This window comes from Lentimicrobium saccharophilum (genome assembly GCF_001192835.1).
Lineage (GTDB): Bacteria > Bacteroidota > Bacteroidia > Bacteroidales > Lentimicrobiaceae > Lentimicrobium > Lentimicrobium saccharophilum.
The window spans coordinates 572,691-593,199 of record NZ_DF968182.1 but is presented as its reverse complement, the minus strand read 5'-3'; the positions used below and the strand labels follow the sequence as shown (position 1 = coordinate 593,199).

Below are 20,509 nucleotides of genomic sequence, written 5' to 3'. Positions count from 1 at the left end.
GGATCATATTCTGTGTGAATGTACCAAAAATCATGCAGCAATCAATATCCTGCCACATTAGCAGTTATTACTGTCCGCGAGTGAACACCGGTATTGGCGAAAGCGAACATATACCAAAAATTTAAAAAATAAATTACCGATATAATTCTGATTTTAAGTAATTTACATTTTGTGGCATGATTCATGAAAATCAATAAGTATCATTTATATTCCTGTACCATGACATTGCTGTTAAACTATCTTAAATCTGCATTGAGGAATATTGCCCGGCTCAGGGTTCATGCCATTGTTAACATTACCGGCCTGACGATCGGGTTCGCGGGATTTATCATAATAATGCTTTATGTCAGCGATGAAATGGCCTATGACAGATACCACACCCATGCGGATGAAATCGTCAGGGTGCTGAGTACTTCCGATTTCGAAGGGGTTGCTGAGCGGTCGGTAAGCTGCCCAGCGCCGCTGGGTCCTGCAATTCTTCTGGAGTATCCCCACCTGATCGCCGGTATGACCCGGATATACAATGACTGGTCAACAGAATACTATATCGAATATGAAAATTCCGGCTTCAGGGAAAAGCGGTTCTTTTTTGTCGACTCCACATTCAACGATGTATTTGATCTGCATTTTTTGGAGGGTAATCCAGGCGACGCCCTTAGCAAGCCATTTACAGCGCTTATTACAAAAACAACTGCTGAAAGATATTTCGGCAATGAAGATCCGCTTGGTAAAACGATAAAGTTCGAGGGGCGCATTAATATTACGATAACAGGAGTTATTGCGGATACCCCGCCGCATTCTCATTTTAGTTATGACTTTCTGGCATCCATGTCGACCCTGAGGGTGCTTTGGGGCGGGAAAATGCCCGAAACCTGGGTTTACAATCCATTCTGGACTTACCTGAGGCTGCATGACAAAAGTAAGGCACCCCTGCTCGCAGCGCAATTGCCTGCTTTTACCAGAAAATATTTTTATGACGCAGAAAAAGATCATATTACTTTATCGTTACAACCGCTTACAGATATTCATTTACGCTCAGATCTGGACTATGAGATTGAGCCAAACGGGAAAATCAGTTATGTTAGGATATTGGTGATTGTGGCAGTATTTATCCTGATCATTGCGGTAATCAATTATATTAACCTTTCGACCGCTTTTGCCATCCGGCGTTCGCGCGAGACAGCCATCCGCAAGGTAGCCGGGGCTTCGAGACAACAACTGATCGTTCAGCACCTGGGCGAATCCCTTTTACTGACTTTTATCGCGCTTGTTCTGTCTTTGGCTGTAATTGAGGCAATCCTGCCATTTTTCAACCGGTTTGCCGGAAAAGAAATCAGTTCATCAGTGATTTACACCGCCGGCTTTCTCCCGAAGGTACTTTTATTATGGCTTTGTACCGGCTTGCTTTCAGGTTTATATCCGGCCATTTTCCAATCCGGTTTCAAAACCCTTCAGGTGTTAAAAGGACGTTCAACCCGGAACAGCAGTGGATTTGCGCGCAAAGCCCTTGTGGTAACTCAATTTACACTTTCAATCACGCTGATAACTTCAAGCATGATGGCCTTCGATCAGATTTCCTACCTAAGGGAAGCAGAGCTGGGGTTCAGAAAGGATAACATCATTATGGTTCCGGTGATGCGTTCACCCGTGGCAGGCAAGTACGAGACATTCCGCAATGAACTCTCTTCCAGACCAGGGATAGCAGGGGTGACAGCCGTGGATTACATAATCGGAACTGACCATAATAACCACGAGTTCAGACCGGAAGGCTATCCACAGAATAAATGGCAGTTTTACCCTGCTTTGGTTGTCCGGGATGATTTCTGTAAAGTTTTTGACATAGAACTGGTTGCCGGCAGGGACTATATTAAGGGAAGTAAAACTGACCCGATGGAAGCCATCCTGATCAATGAAGCTATGGTAAAACACCTCGGGTGGAAATCGAATGAAGAGGCTTTGGGCAAACGTTTTCACAGCCGCGTCGGCAAAGAAAAGGTAACCGGCGTTTTCCGCAACTTCAACGCCAGTTCACTTCATTCCAAAGCCGGCCCCCTGGTGCTCAACGTAAAGGAAGAACCCTGGGAGGTCAATGCATTTACAAACTTCATTGCGGTGCGTGCAGCGAAGGGGCAAAGCCGGGAAGCGCTTGAGAGTATAAGAAAAATGTGGGAATTGTATGCACCGGGTCGCCCATTCAGCTATACATTCCTGAGTAATGAGCTTGACAAGTTGTATAACGAAGAGGAATACCTGAGCCAGGTTTCAGCTGTTCTGGCGGTTCTTACCATCCTGATTGCTGCAATCGGGCTTTTCGGACTGGTGTCGTTCATGGCTACCCAGAAAATAAATGAGATCGGAATCAGGAAAGTGCTCGGAGCTTCAACATCAGACCTTGTTATGCTGCTGACTTCAGGTTACATCAAACTTGTAGGGATAAGTATTATAATTGCCTGGCCTTTGTCGTATTTTGTCATTGACAGGTGGTTTGATCATTTTGCCTACCGTGCAGACATGAAATGGGGATACTTTTTCCTGGCCGGAGTCCTGTCACTGTTGCTTACCGCTGCCATCACCGGAATCAAGGCCTGGAGATCATCAGAAATAAATCCGGCAATAACCCTTAAATATGAGTAACCTTTTGACAGGTTAAGTTGTCAAATAAAACAAACTTACCGGAAAACCAAGTCTTCATCATCAAAATAACCATTTATGATCAGCAATTACTTCAGGAGCGCATTGCGTAATTTTAACCGGAACAAAGGTTACTCGCTGATAAACATTTTGGGCCTGTCTCTGGGGATTACAGCAACCATATTTATCCTGCTTTATATTAATGATGAGTTGGGATATGACAAGCATTTCCGATTGTATGACAGGCTCTACAGGGTTGAGGGCGATTTCATGATCAACAACAAGCATGACCGTTTCGCCGTGAGTTCAATGGCCATCGGTCCTGCACTGAAAATTGAGATGCCTGAAATAGAAATGTACTGCAGATTTAACGGCAACGACAATCTTATTATACGTTACCAAGAAAAAGAATTTATAGAAAAACAATCCTATTTTGCTGATTCAACAGCTCCTGTCATGTTCACGCTTGACTTTGTTGAAGGAACTCCGGAAAATGCGCTTACTGAGCCATTTACGATAATCATGAGTAAATCACAGGCAAAAAAATATTTTGGGGATGAAGAAGCCTATGGCAAAACAATTATTACAGGAAATGGCCGGAGTTATAAGGTTACCGGGGTATTTGAGGATTTGCCTGCAAATACGCATATGAAATTTGACATTTTGCTCTCCATGGAAACATTGGCTACCCTGTTCGGGGCAGAGCGGTTCAGGAGTCTGGAGCCAGGTGCCTTCTGGAATGTTAACAGCTACACCTATATCCTTTTGTCAGAAAATGCCGGCATCAATCAGGTTCTGGAAAAGTTTCCCGCACTTTATGATAAATACATGAAAGAGATCGGCGATCAGATCAATGCTTCATTCACAATGCTGGCCACCAGAATCGACAAAGTTCATCATACTTCAAAGCTGTCAGCCGATCTTCCGGTAGGGAACAAGGCTTATATTTACGTTTTCGGGATTGTAGCAATTTTTATTTTATTGCTGGCAGCAATCAATTATATGAACCTGGCAACGGCGCGGGCCTCAGCCCGTGCACGTGAAGTGGGGCTTCGTAAAGTTGTGGGTGCAAACAGAACACAGCTTGCGTGGCAATTCATGAGTGAAAGCCTGATACTGGCCGTTGCATCATTCATCATTTCTTTGGGCATTATGCAGTTGCTGCTACCGCTCTTCAATGAAATATCCGGGAAACAACTTTCCTTCAGTTTCTATGAAAATCCGGATGTTTTTGCAGGGATGCTCGGCATTGCATTATTTACCGGACTGCTAAGCGGTGCTTATCCTGCACTCTTTCTTTCATCTTTCCAACCGGCTAAAGTGCTGAAAGGAAAACTTCACACAGGAAACAAGGGTTCATGGCTCCGCAAAGGACTTGTTACATTCCAGTTGCTGATTTCGGTTTCTATGATTACAGGCACGCTTGTAATATATAAACAACTTAATTACATGAAGGATGCAGATGTTGGTTTCGACAAGGAAAACGTTATGGTCGTGGAGGTTCAGGATACGGCCTTCAGAAAAAGGACCGATGTTTTCAGGAAAGAGTTGTTACAGAACCCTGGAATTCTCAACGCAAGTATGTCATTTGGCGTACCCGGAGGACGGCATGGCATTCAGGTAATGCGTGTGGAAAAAGAAGAAAAGATGCAGGAATATGCCATGAACCTGATCCCCTGCGATTATGACTTTATTGACCTTTTAAAGCTGGAACTGGTAAAAGGAAGAAATTTCAGCCGTGAAATGGGATCAGATAAACTGGAAGCTGTTATCATCAACGAAACCGTTGCAAAAGCCCTGGGATGGAACGATGATGCACTTGGGAAAAAGATTCATCACAATTTTGAGCTTGATGGTACCGGAGGCAGGATGATGAAAGTAATCGGCGTGGTGAAAGATTTTCATTTCACCTCTCTTCACAATAAAATTGAACCAATTGTTCTGTTTATACCCGAGTTCCCGATGAACCTGCTCACCATCAGGTTAAAACCGGAAGCAGGATCGGCAACCATCGATTATATCAGGGAAAAATGGCAGGAATACGGTGCCAATCGCCCTTTCGATTATTACTTTCTTGATAAAGATTATGAGGACAAATATCTGGCCGAGTCTAATCTTGGAAAAGTATTTACCATCTTTGCGGCCCTTTCAATTTTTATTGCATTACTTGGCCTTATCGGCCTTGCATCTTTTTCAGCCATGCAAAGAACCAAGGAGATTGGCATCCGCAAGGTACTCGGAGCTTCGGTTCAGAATATCGTCGGTATGTTCTACAAGGAGTCTGTTATCCTTGTCTTTATAGCACTTTTAATCGCATCGCCCCTTTCATGGTATTTTCTTGATCAATGGCTGGGCAATTTCGCTTATCATATAAATCTGGGGTGGATTACTTTCATTATTTCAGGTTTTATTGCCCTGATCATTACGATCCTCTCTGTCAGTTTTCATTCTTTAAAGGCAGCTTCAGCCAACCCTGTGAATGCCATTAAATATGAATAACCCGGTCATTTTTGTTTTATTAATAAATTTAATATCATGAGAAAAACCATTTCGTTTATTGCTTTCATCCTATTATGCGGCATGGGATTGCCGGCTCAGGAGAGCAACGATGAAGCTCAGATCAGAAAGGTGATTGAATCTGCCTACATCGAAGGCATTCATAACCTTGGAAGTGTTGATGACATAAACCGTGGATTTCATCCGGGTTTTGATCTGCTGATCCTCCGGAACAACAGCCTTTCCAAACTACCTATATACACCTGGCTTGAATCTGTGTTGCACCGCAAAGCTGAGCAACCCGCCGGACCGGAGCATAAAATCAGCGTTAAGTTTCTGTTCAATGACATCACCGGGAATGCAGCCGTCTCAAAGATTGAACTATACAGGGAAGACAAACTTTTGTTTACGGACTATCTTTCGTTGTACAAATTCAATGAGGGCTGGAGAATCGTCAGCAAGATTTATCAGCAGCATTAAAATATCGCTGCCATCAGGCAATTTAACTACGAAAATGATGGATGGCCGCCATTGCTTCGCCGGCAGAAACTGACTCCATCAAACGGGCGCGCAAACTTGCTGCACCATCAAAGCCATGGACATAAATCTTGAAAAATCTCTTCAGGATATTGTAATTGCGGGTATCTTTCCATGTTGATGCATATAAAAGGATGTGCTTTTCCAGCAGATTTAGTTTTGCGGAAACCCTATGCTCATCCGGTTCGGCGGAAAAGAACCAGGGATTGGCAAAGATTCCCCTTCCAACCATAATTCCGTCAGCCCCGGTATGTTCACTCAGAAGAATGCCTTGCCGGTAATTTTCTACATCACCATTACCAATGATCCTAATTCCCGGATCTATGCTGTCCCTTATTTCTGCTGCAATCTTCACCTGCTCCCAATCGGCCGCTTTCAGCGACATCATCTGCCTGGTGCGCGCATGAAGGGTAATGGCTGAAACCTTGCAGGAAAGCAGGTGCGAAATCCATGATCCGGTGATGTGCTCACGGATTCCGGTCCTTGTTTTTACACTTACCGGAAGTGAGGAACCTTTTCGGGTCGCTTCAATGATTTCTGCTGCCAGCGTGTTCTGTCCGATCAATGCAGCACAGGCGCCCTGTTTTACTATTTTATCGGCCGGGCATCCCATGTTGATATCGATTCCATCGAAATGATAGTTGTCTGCAATAAAACGCGAGGCCTGATAGAACTTTTCAGGATCGCTGCCCCAGATCTGAGCCAACAGGAAAACCCCTGACTTTTCGAGCAATTCCCTTTCTGAAGAATTTACCATTAACCTGTGAACAACCGCATCCCGCCCTTTAGGATGACAAAGACCGTCAACCGAAGTGAACTCGGTAACCAGTACACGCAGCCGTTCGGGCGAAGAAACAGAAAGCACCACCTCCCTGAAAACGGTATCAGTAACGTCTTCCATGGGAGCCAGCACAAAAAAGGGCCCTTTAAGGGTTTTCCAGAAGTCAGTCAAGTCAGGGATGCATTTCAGCAACCTTAAACAAAGGCAGGTAGTGAATGTTCAACTTCCGCAGGTACGAGAGCCTAGCAGACCTTATAGGCTTTCCTGAGTTTTTTATAGTGGCGCAGGCCATCCTCATTGGCAATACCACGAATAAAATTGTCGATCATGACATCGTAAAGAATCCTGAATGAGAATTTCTCGGGCGGAAAAAAATCCGGATTATGAAGATCCAGAAGCCGGCTGATGTATAAACGGGCAAGCAATTCAATACTCAGGTCTTCGCGGTACATTCCCTGGCGGATCCCTTTCTCGATGTTGACCTTCATTTTTTCGAAAATAAAATCAACCCGTTGTTCGATGTGATACCGGTATATTTCCGGATAAAGTGCTTTAAGGTCGTGGGTTACGCTGGGTGTAAGTTCAAGAAACCGGCTGCTCATAACCTGACTAACAATCATCAATATCTCGATGGCATTGGTTTCTTCAAAATTATTCTCATCAAAAATAGATCTGAACGAATTCCGCTCATATTCAAGCAATTTCTCTATCAGACTGGGTTCGTCGCTAAAATAAAGGCTCAGCTCATTGCGATCAATTCCAAGATGTTTACTTACCTGATCCAGATTTAATTGCTTTACGCCTGTTTTCAGCGATAATTCCCTGACTCCGGACAAGATTTGGTGTAAGTTTTCTTCCATCAATAATAAGGCAACTTTTTGGGGTCGGCTGTCTGCGAAAATACAAAAATTATCATCAGCCAAAACAGACCGAATCAAGGCGAATAAACAATCTTAAATACGGAAGAGGATGTTCCTGTGCTGAGTCGCAACAGGTAAACACCAGGCCGGAGGGCTCCACTGCCGGGATCAAGATGCTCGAGGTATTTTCCGGCCGGGAGCATTTGATTCTCCATTATGTTGAGCAATTTACGGCCAAAGAGGTCGCAGAGCGTCAGGCTTACCCGGGAATTATCCTTTAAACGGAAGGAAATGGCTGAAGTACGGCTGAAAGGATTGGGAGACGCCGTCATGGAAGCAGCAGGCCTGAGAGATTCTTCTGCTGAAATTCCGACAATTTCATCATCCACAATGGCCGTCAGTATGCTCAGCTGATTATCGTGCAAACGGGTCCAGACCGGCCTGATAACACCATTTTGAACTGCAATATTGGTATAATCCCCGAAAAAAATATTCTGATTCGGGATAAATGGCGATTCGCTGACCCTGAAGTTCAGAAATGATTCACCACCATCTTCGGAAACTGCCAGGTACACATCCGTATTCTCGTCCTGATAACTCCTTCTGTCATAAAAAACAAACCAGAGATTACCGTTGGATTGATCAATGGTCATCCAGGTAAAGAACTGGTGTTTCCCGGGTTCATCGTCGTTAACCCGTATGGGCGCACTCCACGTAAATCCTCCGTCAGTAGATTTTGCCAGCCAGATATCCGTATCATTGAATCCGTTCCGCTGATCTGACCAGTTTATATAAATTGCCCCGCGGTCAGGTCCGTTACTGACATCGCAACAGGTCACGGGCAGGCCATTTGCACGGTATATGCCGGGGATACTGTAATTCCAGCCACCGGGCTGATCGCTGACAAAAATATCCCGGTCAAGCCAGGTATTTCCGCCATCTGTTGACCGGTCAAACATGATGCCCCCCGGGCCTGCCCAGGCAACATAGATTTCGCCATCAGGGCCATAAGCCGGAACCGCCCCTTCAACAGTATTGTCGCCATCAATGCAATCTCCTGCCACCCGGTTCAGCCTGACCGGATTGCTCCAGGTTTCGCCCTGATCAATGGATTTGGAAAACCTGATGATGCTGCTGTCGTTGGGGTTCAGGCTGCCATATTCATCAAACTGTGTCCAGGTAAGGCAGATTTCATTGGTTAACGGGTTAACTGCAGCCCATTCCTTGTCCTGAGCTTTACTGCCATCGAGGCCAATGCCTTTATCATTGTTCCAGGTTGCTCCGTAATCAGAACTTTTCTGGCATACAATCTGATCAATCCATGCGGGTCCCGGAGGATTTGAAAGGTGAAAAAAGTAATAATTTCCCAGGGTGTCAATTACAATACATGGATCTCCCCAAACACCCAGGGTTGAGGAAAACAACCGGCCTTCACTCCATGTATATCCACCGTCATCAGAAATATAATAGGTATCAATATTGACGCCGACCATCATGCGGTCGGGATTCTTCGGATCAATATATATAGATGGCTCGTTGGGATCCCTGAAATTGCCCAATAGAATATTCTGGTGTTGGGCAGCCCCGTATAACCAGCTTAAAATAAAAGCAAGAAATAAGAAATTCCGGTTGATCATGATTCTGTATTTGCCTGATTCAAAATTAGTCAGAAATTATACATACTGCATCAAAAACCTTCAGGGTTGTGTATGTTTGCAAAATAAAACCTTTGAGGCCAAATCTGTGAGCCAACTTCAGCAAAAGCACTGAGCCATGAAAATAAAAAAACCTGAAATGCACTGGCAGATTTTAATTGCTTTGATTGCCGGGACACTTTTTGCAGTATATCTTCCTGATCAGACTGTGTGGATCAGCTGGATGGGGGATCTCTTCCTGAAGCTGCTCAAGATGGTTATCATTCCGCTGATTGTCAGCTCTATAATTACAGGTATCGCCGGAATCGGAACTCCGGAGAGCCTGGGAAGGCTGGGGTTAAAAACCATCGGGTTTTACTTTTTCACAAGTTTTCTTGCGATTATTCTTGGGCTGACCCTGGTGAATCTCATTAAGCCCGGAGTTGGGGCTGATTTGTCCTTTGCGGAAACAATGGAGACACTACCTGCTGCCGATCAATCGCTCGGGCAGTTGCTTATCGGGTCAGTGCCCGAAAATATATTTAAATCCCTGGCAGAGGGAAATATGTTGCCTATTATCTTCTTTTCCATGTTGTTTGGTTATTTTGCAAATCTGACCTCAAACGCTCATCAGCAGGTTATTCACCGGTTTTTTAATTCAGTTTTTGAAGTTATGATGAAGATTACTATGGCAGTTATCAAGCTCACTCCTCTGGGTGTTTTTGCCATCATTGCCACTGTGATTTCGAAATATTCCGGGGATGCAAACTCCCTTACACAGATTTTCTCAAGAATGGGTTTGTATATGCTCACCGTGCTGCTGGCTTTATTCATTCATGCCTTTTTCACACTACACCTTGTGATTTGGATAATCAACCGCATTAACCCACTCAGGCATTTTAAAAATATGTCAATCCCTTTACTAACTGCCTTTTCAACTTCTTCATCGAGTGCAACACTGCCCCTGACTATGGAAGCTGTGGAGCATAAAGATGGGGTATCACCGAGAATTTCAAGCTTTACACTGCCTTTGGGAGCCACGATCAATATGAACGGAACCGCGCTTTATGAGTGTATAGCTGCCATTTTTATTGCTCAGGCTTATGGAATTGATCTTACAATAGGGCAACAATTTATTGTTGTGATCACCGCGTTGCTGGCAGCTGTTGGTTCGGCAGGTATTCCCATGGCCGGCCTTGTAATGATGGCCATTGTCCTTAAAGCCGTTGGCCTGCCGCTTGAGGGGATTGGCCTGGTTCTGGCAGTTGACAGGATACTCGATATGTTCCGTACAGCTGTAAATGTTTATGGAGACACCTGTGCAGCTGCAGTGATTGCCAAATCAGAAGGCGAAAAGCTGAATGTATAACCGGATTATAATATAATCGGCAGGTTAATGCGGACGCGGGTTCCAGCCGGTTTGCCCTGATTATCGTATAAATCAGTGTAAATAATTTTCATTTCTATTCCATAAAGGCTATTCAGAAGGCTTAGCCTGGACTCCACGATAGAAATACCCAGGGATTTACGGTTCCTATCGTTCTGTGAATTCTCCGCCATGGATTGTGCCCTCCCTTTCCCATTGTCCTCAACGGTGCAGATTATCTGATTACCGGTTTCATTCAGTTTCAGGTCAACACGGATACAGCCTGGCCTGTCAATCCCCATAATGCCATGCCAGATGGAATTTTCAATGAATGGCTGAATCAGAAAGGCGGGGATATAACAAACTTCAGGTTCAATGACAGGGTCAATATTCAAATGAAAATCAAATTTCTCCTGAAACCTGATTGATTCAAGTTCAAGGTATATATTCAGGGCTGAAACTTCATCATTAAGCGAAACTGCATGCGATTGTGAATTATTCAGCATGAGTCTCATAAGTCTGGAGAATTTGGTAAGATATTGGGAAGACGAAAGCCGGTCATTTTTAATAATATAAGATTGTATGCTATTGAGGGTATTGAATACAAAATGTGGATCCATTTGCCTTGCAAGCGCCTGCTGACGATACCAGCTTATATCATTCCTGAGTACGGCTTCACGTCTTATCTGCTTAATTCTGTATGAATAAAAAAGAAGGGCAAGTCCGGAACCTACCAGAACTATTAAAGTAATAAACCACCAGGTTCTCCAGAAAGGCGGTAAAATTACAAAGCTGATGATGGCGGGCCCGCTGCTTTGTAAACTATCTGAATTGACTGCTATGACTTCAAACTGGTACTCTCCTGGAGGAAGAAAAGCATACTCAACCTGTGAATTGGATGTGCTTATCCAGTCTTCGCCCAGCCCCTTTAATCTGTATTTATAGACCAGATTACCTGCGTCACGGAAAGAAATACCAGTAAATCTGATGGAAATAAAATTCTGGTTATGCCTGAAGAAATAACCTGACTTTACGGGCATATCCTCTTCTATTACGCTGAATCCATTTATAAATATGGGGGGCGGTTCCGTGACAGGTTTATAATCCTTATAGTTAAAAACTGTAAGACCTTCATTTGTAGCAATATAAATCAATTCCTGATTCCCCGCTATTTGATTAATTTCATTAGAGATAAGGCCATGTTGTTTAGAGAAAATGACAATTTTCATTTCATCTGTACCCACTTTCGTAAGATCCAGACAATTTAAACCATTATTGGTGGCAATCCAAAGAAGGTTACCGGTAATCAGGAGCGAAGTAACAGAATTACTGGTAAGGCCATGAGAACTGTTTAGATAAATGGTAGTATCATTAGTATGTACAAGAACACCAAAGCCTTTGGTTCCGAATACTTTAATTTCATCATTACTAGTGGTTACTATACTTGTAATCCGGTTTTTCAGCATGGGATCTAGTGCGCCTATATATTCAAATTTCCCATCTGTGAATTGCCACAATCCGCTCGTTGTTCCAAGCAAAAGCTTAGATTTCCCATACCGTGTAATCGTTTCGACCCTGAGTTCAATATCATCATCTAATAAGGAGTTATAAATGACTTGCCCATCCTCTGCTATAGTAAGACCTGCGGCTTCTCCGAGATAAAGTTTTCCATTCCCATCGAAAAAAAGATCTTTAATATTAAAAACTTTTCTGCTATTTATATTAGAAGTCCTGTAATATTTATGATTATTTTCATGTTTTGTCACCTTCATCCAATCGTATGAATATAAATAATCATTTGTTCCTATCCACAACTTTTCATTAGTTTCCTCTTCAAGAGCATATATTACCCCATTGGGGGTTTCAGAAATCTTAACCTTGGTTATCACATTTCCCTGCAAAATGTTAATATAGGGATCGTTCATTCCGGCCACAATTTTGCCCCCGGCGATTGCAAGACAATTAATTTTATTACTGCTTAATCCATCAGACACCTGAAAACTGTAAAAACTTTCCGAAGCAAGATAAAACACCCCATCTTCAAGAGTTGTAAACCACCTGCCTCCTTCGTTATCAATAACCATGGATGAAATGGATAAGCCTTCCAAATATTTAACCAAAGGCTCACTTTGAATATTTCCATCTTCATAAACGGAAATTCCAGACTTATCTTTTCCTACCCATAAATTCCCATTCTCATCCAGGTTCATCCAAAATACCCTGTCATCAGAATTCACCATAACATAATTACCATCGGGCCAAAGTTTAACAAGAATGTCATTGTAAGTAAAATATACCTCACCTTTTTCCCCCTTCAAAACCAACAGATTTCCAAACGAATAAGTCCGCGAACGAATGATTTCTATCTCTTTTGAAATCTCGTTTGTATAGACTTCTACTTTCAATAAATCATCCAAATTCTCACTGAATTGATAAATAAAAAGATGATCTTCGATTTCCAAAATACTGACCCCTTTAAAATCCTTATTTTTTCCATTTATATAATTAACTTTGCCTGAAGGCATAATATTAATTACTGAATGCTTCCTCAATAATGTAAAATAAACTCCCCCATTCCTGTCAACTTTAAATGACTTTTTTACAGGCACATGACCCTTGCCGGTGAGACTTCTTAAAACTTCATTATATTTATACTTATAAATCGAATCTCCTTCAAAATAGGATAACTGAAAAGGAAATCCAACAAACCACACCCGTCCGGCTTCATCCTCATATATCTCAAAAACTGTATTTTCGGGCAAACCATCCTGCACATCAAAATTCCTGAATTCCCTGCCATCAAAACGGCTTACCCCCATATTGGTCGCCAGCCAGATATAACTCTTTGAATCCTGAAAAACATGATAAACTTCAGAACTGGGCAACCCATCATCAACCGAATAATGCCTGAATACAGGATGCTGACCTGCAACAACAGAGGTAACAAGGAATAAGAAAGTCAGAAAGATGAACCGGAAAATTCTGGTCATTTAGGTTGTTTATAATAGATCTTATACTAACGGAAGCGCAGCTCCGATAAGCAGCGCTCCAGATCCCAGCAGGATCATTCAGACAAATATATTAATAAAAAAAATGCCGGTTGAACTACCTTATAAATTCTTGCGAAATGCCTGATTTAATTCACAAATAATTTGAAAAACACAGGGTGCTACATTATATGTGTTAAAACTCCTCCATCTCAATTTCACTATTCTGATTGTCCCGCTCCCGCTCACGCTGACGTTTATAATTATTCAGCCTGTATGAAAATCCAAGGTATAGCACCCTGGATTCCATTTTGCGGCTCGATCTGATGTTGAATCCTTCACCCCAGGTTTCTCCATCAAAACGGCGCGAATCAAAAACATCACTGACTCTAAGGTTTACCGAAGCCTTGTTTTCCCAGAAATCGTATCTGAATGCGATATCGGCAAAATATACCGCTTCATCGCGTTCCTGCGCTTCAATTTCAGGGGACCTGTAGTTCCCAGCAATCATAATCGATGCATTTTTTACGGGAATGATCGTCAGGTTGACCTTTGCCGTCCACATATTCCCTTTTGCTGCTTCCAGCCCCGTCACCTCACTGCCATCAATGATACTTCTGAAGAAAGACAAATTGGCATTTGCCTTCAACATGGCTGAAAACTCCCGGTTCCCGATCAGTTCAAGTCCATAAGCCTTGCTGCTGGCCAGGTTTTCGTAAGTGGTGGCCGTTACCCCCCCATCGAGCAGATAAACAATACGGTCAATTACTCCGGTGGTATACCTGTAGAACAGGGTTGAGTTGATCGAGTTTTTACCCCAGAAGTTGGAATACCCCAGTTCGAATGAATTGATGAATTCAGGCTTGAGTTTAGGATTACCATAACGGATATTGAGTGAATCGGAATAATCAACATAAGGATTCAGTTGATGGTTGTGCGGCCGCCGGATCCTCCTGCTGTAACTGACTGACATCTGCTGCTTTTCAGTAATTTCATAAAGTGTGTGTACCGAGGGAAACAAGCTCAGATAGGACAAATCAAAATTATCACTGGCATTAATGATATCTGATTCCGAAATCAATTGCTCCGCCCTCAGACCCGCCTGATATTTAAACTTTTTATAACTGCCGGAATAGATTCCATAAACGGCATGGATCTGCTCTAAATAATCGAAGTTGTTCAAGGCATTATCGTTCAGAATCCAGTCATTGATCGGATAGCTGAATTCCGACATATCATTCCTCATTGACAGATTCTTGAGCGTACTTTTAAATCCGGTTTCTACGCGTCCGCCATTTGACAGCGGATTCACAAAATTGGCCTGTGCAACATACATCATATTGGTATTCCTCGAAGAAGAAAACTGCAGCGCAGGCTTCAGGGGATCAAAACCCCTGGTAAATTCAGTTTGCGTGATATTCTGGTCTCCTGTCATCTCATTGTCATTTACAATGAAATCTGCAGTCAGTTCTTTGCCCTTTTTACTGAAAGTACGCTTGTACGACAATGTGTAATTGTTGGAACTTATATTGCGGGCACTTTCGCTGTAGCGGTTAAAATAACGCATGGTGTCGTTCAGTTCGTTCATGGTCAGCGAAGCGTTGTCGCCCCGGTTACCAAACGACATTCTCCTTAGCTGATAGTTGAAAGTCAGGGTATTGAAGTCGTCCAGGCTATAGTCGATCCCCGCATTGAAACTGTGCATGTCCCTGTTGTTTCGCATCACCTGATCCTGAAACAACACCGAATTCATCTCATCATTAAATGTTCTTCTTTCAGTGTTTCCGGTTGAGTTAAATTTTCCCAGCCTGTTATCATAGCCGGCAAACAGGTTTACTTTATTTTTCCGGTAGTTAAGATTCACAGAAGTATTATAGCGGTCACCGGTACCGGCGGTCACCGAGAACATTCCGTTCAATCCCTGCAGGCTGCGCTTCTTCAGAACAATGTTGATAATTCCCGATGTGCCCTCAGCATCATACCTTACCGATGGATTGGTTATAACTTCGATGGTTTCAATAGAGGTTGCAGGTATCTGCTGCAATAAATCCCCGCTGCTGATTTCAGCCAGTCCGGTTGGCTTACCGTCAACCAGAATGGTGATGTTACTATTTCCACGCAAACTGACATTGCCATCTACATCAACCGTTACTGAAGGAATGTTCTGCATTACATCAACAGCCGATCCGCCGATAGAAGCAATGCTCTTATCAACATTGATGATCTTTTTATCCAGATTATTCACCATCATCTCACGTTCTGCGGTGATCTCAACACCTGCAAGACTGGCGGCTGACGGTTTTAATTTTATAATCCCCAGGTTTATTTCGGGCTCGGATGGCTTAATCGCAATATCCTTTAATGTTTTCGTTTCAAAGCCCATAAATTGAACCCTGGCAAAATACCTCCCCGGCCGAAGCTGCTCAATCCTGAAATGCCCCTGAGGATCAGAAATCGTACCCCCTGCCAGAACAGAATCACGCACTCGAATAAGTGCAACAGTTCCGTATTCTATCGGCTTCCCCGTAATTTCATCCAGAATCCTGCCTTTAATAATTCCAATAGCCGGCGGGGGCATTTCGGACTGTTGTCCCTGAGGCCTTCCCTGAGCGGATAATTCAGCCAAAAACAGTGTAGAAACAAGAAAAAAAGTAGTAAAGGAGATTTTCAAGTTAAGCTTCATAAAAAATTTGTTAAACAGCGGGTGCAAAAGTAAAGTTTTTCCAGACTGACATTGAAACAATTCAGAATCAGTGCAGTTTAAAATTCGACACGATTTAGTTAAAAACCCTTCGCTTTTTAACTAAATTTAACAATTGCCCTGAAAAGCCGGTGCACATGAATGCCAGGCCATTTTCGCTAACTTTGCAATCACAATTTAAATTCATATCAGATGAAGAACCTGCTGCTTATCATTTTCCTCCTCCAATTATTTATCAACATTCATGCACAGGACTGGAAAACCCATTATGAACAGTCTGATTTCAAAAAAACTTCCTCTTATACTGAAACCCTTGATTATTTCAACCGGTTGGATGCAGCCTCCCCCATGGCCGCAACAATAATATTAGGCAAAAGTCCGCAGGGCAGAGAAATCCCCATGATGATTATTGACAGGGACGGATTGAAGGACCCCCTGGCTATCAGGAGTAAAGGAAGGGTAATTACCCTGATTCAGGCCTGCATACATCCTGGTGAGCCTGACGGAAAAGATGCCGCCCTTGTTCTTTTGAGAGATATGCTGATCAGCAAAAAGCACAGGGAGTTGCTTGATAAGACAAGCATTCTGTTTATCCCTATCCTTAATGTTGACGGCCATGAACGTTTTGGCCCTTACAACCGAATCAACCAGAATGGCCCTGAGGAAATGGGATGGCGGACCAATGCTCATAACCTCAACCTTAACAGGGATTTCCTGAAAGCGGATGCAGTTGAAATGCAGCATTGGCTGAGAATGTACAGCAACTGGCTTCCCGATTTCTTCATTGACATACACACCACAGATGGCGCAGATTTTCAATATGCCCTTACTTACGACATCGAAGTATACGGGAACCTTGATTCTGGTATTACTCGCTGGCTTTCTAATATCTATGAAGCAAGGATCACTGCAAAAATGAAGGAAAACGGGTTTCCTATCTTCCCGTATGTGCAGTTCCGCAACTGGCACGACCCCCGGAGCGGGCTAAGAACAGGCGCTGCCCCACCCATGATTTCACAGGGATATGCCGCCCTGCAAAACCGGCCGGCGCTGCTGATAGAAACCCATATGCTCAAAGACTACAAAACCAGGGTTAATGCCACCATTCAGATGCTCATCCACACCCTGTTTATCATCAATCACCAGGCCGACAACCTCAAAACCCTGATTGAAATGGCCGACAAGTCAACGGCTGCTCCCGCGTTCCGGAAACAGCCACACCCGGTTTCGTGGAAAACCAGCACAATCGACAGCACCATGGTAGATTTTTACGGCTTCGATTATCAGGTGCTGAAAAGCGATCTCACAGGCGGAGATTGGTTTGTTTACGACAATGCCAGACCCATAGTGATGAAACTTCCTTTTTTCAATAAATCCGTACCTGAAACAACGGTACTCCTTCCCGAAGCATACATTATTCCTGCTGAGTGGACTGAAGTGATCAACAGAATGAAGTTGCACGGAATAAAAATGGACATCCTTTCCGAACCGGCTGAAATCACGGTTAAGTCTTATAAATTCAAAGATTATGAATTCCGGAAAACGCCGAATGAAGGCAGACATATGGTGAGCACAGGTCTTACCGAATCGGAAGAAAAAAGGATATTCCCGGCCGGATCAGCCATTGTGGCAACCAGCCAGCGCACTGCCAGGGTGATTGCAGCCATTCTTGAACCTGCCGCTTCCGGATCCTATGTGGAATGGGGTTTCTTTAACGCTGTTTTTGAACAGAAGGAATACAGCGAAACCTATGTAATGGAAAAAATGGCCAGAGAGATGCTGGAAAAAAGCCCGGAACTCAGACGCGAATTTGAAGCAAAGAAATCAGAGCCCGGTTTTACCGGCAACCAGTGGACCATGCTGAACTGGTTTTATAGTAAAACCCCTTACTGGGATCAACAATTTCTGAAATATCCGGTCGGGAAAATAACCGATAGCCAGGAATTAACCCGGCTGCGTAGAATCTCAGCCCCACCCGGACAACAATTCTGACCATTAATATAAGGCTTAACTTCTATTTCTCCTGATGTTACCCTTTCTGGCTTATATCAAACATCCTGTTATAGTCCAGTATGTTCAGATGCTTGCACTCAAGTTCAATCAGTTCCTCTTCTTTGAATCGCGTCAGTATCCGCGCCACGCTTTCAACCGACATGCCTGCGATTTCAGCAAGTTCTTTTCGCGAAAGCTGCAGGGGGAACTTCTGCTGCTTGTAAATCCTGTTGGCAAGGCAGAGCAGAACATCAGCAAAACGTCCGTAGGTCTGCTTTTGAGTGAGACAATAAAACCGGCCGCTGATTATTGTATTGTATTCAGCCAGCAGGCTGATTACTTTCAGTGAAAATGAAGAGTTCGAGCGAATCAGCTGTTTAAAAGTTGACATATCAATTACCTGAACCCGGGTATCAAGATATGCCTGGGCTGAAAACTGATAGATATTGTTTCCCTCAAAAAGTGAAGACAACCCGATAATGTTCATTTCAGGCATAATGTGCAGAACAAGGTTTTCGCCGGAATTGTTCTCCATATAGATTTTTACAAGCCCATCCCTTACAATCATCAATTGGGTGGCTGGTGCTCCCTGTTTGCATATAATCTCACCTTTCCGGTAGCTTACCTCCACCATTTTTGAATCAAGCAGTTCAAGTTCCTGACTGGTCAGCAACTCCATACACGATGTTGAACTTGAACCAATAGCGCAACTGTGTTGTTTAGAGGTTTGATTATCTGTCATTTACAAATATCTCTCTAGTTAGATCTTTGCCTTTTGTGCAAAGAAACAAAAAAAAACTTGATCTGTATCAAATATTTATCCGTTAAGGTTGGCATAAATCCATGTTCAGGTTGGGGTCTGGAAAGCAAACCCTGACCTTTCTAGAGCCTACTTTCGCATTGTTAATTAATTAACAATGTGCTATGAATAATTTTCTGCAAAAACTCACAACGCTCCTGGTCGTTTTGGTTTTACCAGCCCTGGTAATCTTTGCCACAGTCCATTTCGGCAACCGGCGGGGCAATCCGGAAAAGTTTGTTTATCAAAACAGGGCGGATATTGAAAAAAAAGTTGACCATTCGCAATTCGAAATTCTGCAACAGGACTTTGAACGCCCGCAGGACCTTACGGCCGCCTGCCTCTCCTGTCATAACAAACGTGACGATGAACTGATGGCATCGGCACACTGGAGGTGGGAACGAGAATCGGAGCTCCCAAACGGCAGAGGAACGGTAAGCATTGGAAAGAAAAACCTGATCAATAACTACTGTGCTTCCGCTGAAAGCAATAATGGATCCTGTATGCGTTGCCATATCGGATATGGATGGAAGGACAAAACCTTTGACTTCGAGGACCCGACAAACCTTGACTGTCTGGTATGCCATGACAATACCAATACTTATAAGAAACGTAAAGGTGGTGCTGGTATGCCATCAACCCATGAAAACGCAACCGCAGAGTTTCCGGTTCCGGATTATAATTACATCGCCCAAAATGTGGGTAAGCCCCTGAAGGAGAATTGCGGATTCTGCCATTTCCATGGCGGAGGTGGTAATAATGTAAAGCACGGTGACCTGGAAGAGGCCATGCTTGACTGTTCGCGCGAGGTGGACGTGCATATGGCAAAAGCAGGGCAGGACATGTCGTGCAACGATTGTCACCTGACCGAGCGCCACAACATTACCGGAAGGGCTTACAGTGTTTCATCCGAAAATAACAACCGGGCAACCTGCGAACATTGCCACACCAGTACACCTCACAATGATAAGGTAATCGACCTTCACAATCATAAGGTAGCCTGTCAGACTTGCCATATCCCGGTGTATGCCAAGGTTAATCCCACTGTTATGTATTGGGATTGGTCTGTTGCGGGACGTACGGATGAAAACGGCAATCCGATCACTGAATACGATGTCAATCATAAATACAGCTACCTCTCTATTAAAGGCCGGTTTGTATGGGATGACCATGTTAAGCCGGAATACTTTTGGTTCAATGGTACCGCTGATCACTACCTGTACGGTGATACGATTTCGGAAATACCGGTTAAAATCAATACCCTTATGGGTAAATATGAAGAATCTGATGCCAAAATCTGGCCGGTAAAGGTGCACCGTGGTAAACAAGCCTATGATGTTGTTACAAAAGAAATAGTTAATGTCAAGGTTTTTGCCGAAAAGAAAGGTGAAGGCGCTTTCTGGGAAGACCTTAAATGGGATACCGCAATTCAGCTTGGAATGGAGTATGCAGGAAGGTATTACAGCGGTCAGCATGATTTTGTTTCCACAGAAATGTACTGGCCCCTGAACCACCAGGTTTCTCCAAAGGAACAAACCCTGAAATGCATTGACTGTCATACGCGAAGCGAAGAAGGCCGTTTGGCTAACCTGGCAGGATTCTATCTTCCCGGAAGAGATTATGCCAAAGGCGTGGACTATACAGGGTTTATCCTGATCATCATTTCCATAACCGGAGTGGTTGTTCACAGTCTGATGAGGCTCTTTTATAAAAAAGGTTAACCCT

12 protein-coding genes and 1 pseudogene are annotated in these 20,509 nt (G+C 43.5%); 6 read left to right on the top strand and 7 right to left on the bottom strand.

From position 1 onward, the window contains the following. Positions 1 to 219: 219 nt before the first annotated feature. The 3 genes from TBC1_RS02050 (at position 220) to TBC1_RS02040 (ending at position 5,607) form a co-directional block, all read left to right on the top strand. The gene (locus tag TBC1_RS02050) at positions 220 to 2,634 is read left to right on the top strand and encodes an ABC transporter permease (RefSeq protein WP_062037790.1); all 2,415 of its coding nucleotides are present in this window, start codon (positions 220 to 222) and stop codon (positions 2,632 to 2,634) included. 75 nt (positions 2,635 to 2,709) lie between these two features. After that, entirely contained in the window at positions 2,710 to 5,130 is a 2,421-nt protein-coding gene (locus tag TBC1_RS02045; protein WP_062037787.1) for an ABC transporter permease, read from the top strand. A gap of 36 nt (positions 5,131 to 5,166) precedes the next feature. After that, positions 5,167 to 5,607 (top strand): nuclear transport factor 2 family protein, encoded by a 441-nt coding sequence (locus tag TBC1_RS02040; RefSeq protein ID WP_062037784.1) that lies wholly within the window; start codon positions 5,167 to 5,169, stop codon positions 5,605 to 5,607. Positions 5,608 to 5,629: 22 nt separating this feature from the next. Here TBC1_RS02040 and TBC1_RS02035 read toward each other — a convergent pair whose 3' ends face one another. The 3 genes from TBC1_RS02035 to TBC1_RS02025 all read right to left on the bottom strand — a co-directional run bounded on the left by TBC1_RS02035 (position 5,630) and on the right by TBC1_RS02025 (position 8,942). Beyond that, positions 5,630 to 6,616, bottom strand: coding sequence for a tRNA dihydrouridine synthase (locus tag TBC1_RS02035; RefSeq protein ID WP_082189446.1), 987 nt, complete (start codon positions 6,614 to 6,616; stop codon positions 5,630 to 5,632). 71 nt (positions 6,617 to 6,687) lie between these two features. Further along, positions 6,688 to 7,305, bottom strand: coding sequence for a hypothetical protein (locus tag TBC1_RS02030; RefSeq protein ID WP_137305373.1), 618 nt, complete (start codon positions 7,303 to 7,305; stop codon positions 6,688 to 6,690). A gap of 74 nt (positions 7,306 to 7,379) precedes the next feature. Further along, entirely contained in the window at positions 7,380 to 8,942 is a 1,563-nt protein-coding gene (locus tag TBC1_RS02025; RefSeq protein ID WP_082189445.1) for a T9SS type A sorting domain-containing protein, read from the bottom strand. Between the two features lie 136 nt (positions 8,943 to 9,078). On the opposite strand from TBC1_RS02025, the gene TBC1_RS02020 reads away from it, so the two are divergent. Then, positions 9,079 to 10,308 (top strand): dicarboxylate/amino acid:cation symporter, encoded by a 1,230-nt coding sequence (locus tag TBC1_RS02020; protein ID WP_062037778.1) that lies wholly within the window; start codon positions 9,079 to 9,081, stop codon positions 10,306 to 10,308. A 5-nt stretch (positions 10,309 to 10,313) separates the two neighbouring features. Here TBC1_RS02020 and TBC1_RS02015 read toward each other — a convergent pair whose 3' ends face one another. The 3 genes and pseudogenes from TBC1_RS02015 to TBC1_RS02010 form a co-directional block, all read right to left on the bottom strand. Beyond that, positions 10,314 to 13,124 carry a sensor histidine kinase gene (locus tag TBC1_RS02015; RefSeq protein ID WP_172668805.1) on the bottom strand — a complete coding sequence of 937 codons (2,811 nt, stop codon included), beginning with the start codon at positions 13,122 to 13,124 and terminating at the stop codon, positions 10,314 to 10,316. A 6-nt stretch (positions 13,125 to 13,130) separates the two neighbouring features. Beyond that, positions 13,131 to 13,295 (bottom strand): annotated as a pseudogene (locus TBC1_RS18270) (hypothetical protein); the annotation flags it as partial. Positions 13,296 to 13,488: 193 nt separating this feature from the next. Further along, positions 13,489 to 15,975 carry a TonB-dependent receptor domain-containing protein gene (locus TBC1_RS02010; RefSeq protein WP_137305371.1) on the bottom strand — a complete coding sequence of 829 codons (2,487 nt, stop codon included), beginning with the start codon at positions 15,973 to 15,975 and terminating at the stop codon, positions 13,489 to 13,491. Between the two features lie 210 nt (positions 15,976 to 16,185). Here TBC1_RS02010 and TBC1_RS02005 point away from each other — a divergent pair, with 210 nt between their 5' ends. After that, on the top strand, positions 16,186 to 17,985 hold the full coding sequence (locus TBC1_RS02005; protein ID WP_062037768.1) for a M14 family metallopeptidase: 1,800 nt from the start codon (positions 16,186 to 16,188) through the stop codon (positions 17,983 to 17,985). Positions 17,986 to 18,022: 37 nt separating this feature from the next. Here the strand turns inward: TBC1_RS02005 and TBC1_RS02000 are convergent, their stop codons facing one another. After that, on the bottom strand, positions 18,023 to 18,664 hold the full coding sequence (locus TBC1_RS02000; RefSeq protein ID WP_062037765.1) for a Crp/Fnr family transcriptional regulator: 642 nt from the start codon (positions 18,662 to 18,664) through the stop codon (positions 18,023 to 18,025). A gap of 245 nt (positions 18,665 to 18,909) precedes the next feature. On the opposite strand from TBC1_RS02000, the gene TBC1_RS01995 reads away from it, so the two are divergent. Next, positions 18,910 to 20,505, top strand: a complete 1,596-nt coding sequence (locus TBC1_RS01995) for a tetrathionate reductase family octaheme c-type cytochrome (RefSeq protein WP_062037762.1) — start codon at positions 18,910 to 18,912, stop codon at positions 20,503 to 20,505. The last annotated feature ends 4 nt before the right edge of the window (positions 20,506 to 20,509 follow it).

Bases quoted from the DNA above. Each gene is read 5' to 3' on its own strand.
- TBC1_RS02050 (WP_062037790.1), top strand. From the start codon at position 220: ATGACATTGCTGTTAAACTATCTTAAATCTGCATTGAGGAATATTGCC.
- TBC1_RS02045 (WP_062037787.1), top strand. From the start codon at position 2,710: ATGATCAGCAATTACTTCAGGAGCGCATTGCGTAATTTTAACCGGAAC.
- TBC1_RS02040 (WP_062037784.1), top strand. From the start codon at position 5,167: ATGAGAAAAACCATTTCGTTTATTGCTTTCATCCTATTATGCGGCATG.
- TBC1_RS02030 (WP_137305373.1), bottom strand. From the start codon at position 7,305: ATGGAAGAAAACTTACACCAAATCTTGTCCGGAGTCAGGGAATTATCG.
- TBC1_RS02025 (WP_082189445.1), bottom strand. From the start codon at position 8,942: ATGATCAACCGGAATTTCTTATTTCTTGCTTTTATTTTAAGCTGGTTA.
- TBC1_RS02020 (WP_062037778.1), top strand. From the start codon at position 9,079: ATGAAAATAAAAAAACCTGAAATGCACTGGCAGATTTTAATTGCTTTG.
- TBC1_RS02015 (WP_172668805.1), bottom strand. From the start codon at position 13,124: ATGGGGGTAAGCCGTTTTGATGGCAGGGAATTCAGGAATTTTGATGTG.
- TBC1_RS02010 (WP_137305371.1), bottom strand. From the start codon at position 15,975: ATGAAGCTTAACTTGAAAATCTCCTTTACTACTTTTTTTCTTGTTTCT.
- TBC1_RS02005 (WP_062037768.1), top strand. From the start codon at position 16,186: ATGAAGAACCTGCTGCTTATCATTTTCCTCCTCCAATTATTTATCAAC.
- TBC1_RS02000 (WP_062037765.1), bottom strand. From the start codon at position 18,664: ATGGAGTTGCTGACCAGTCAGGAACTTGAACTGCTTGATTCAAAAATG.
- TBC1_RS01995 (WP_062037762.1), top strand. From the start codon at position 18,910: ATGAATAATTTTCTGCAAAAACTCACAACGCTCCTGGTCGTTTTGGTT.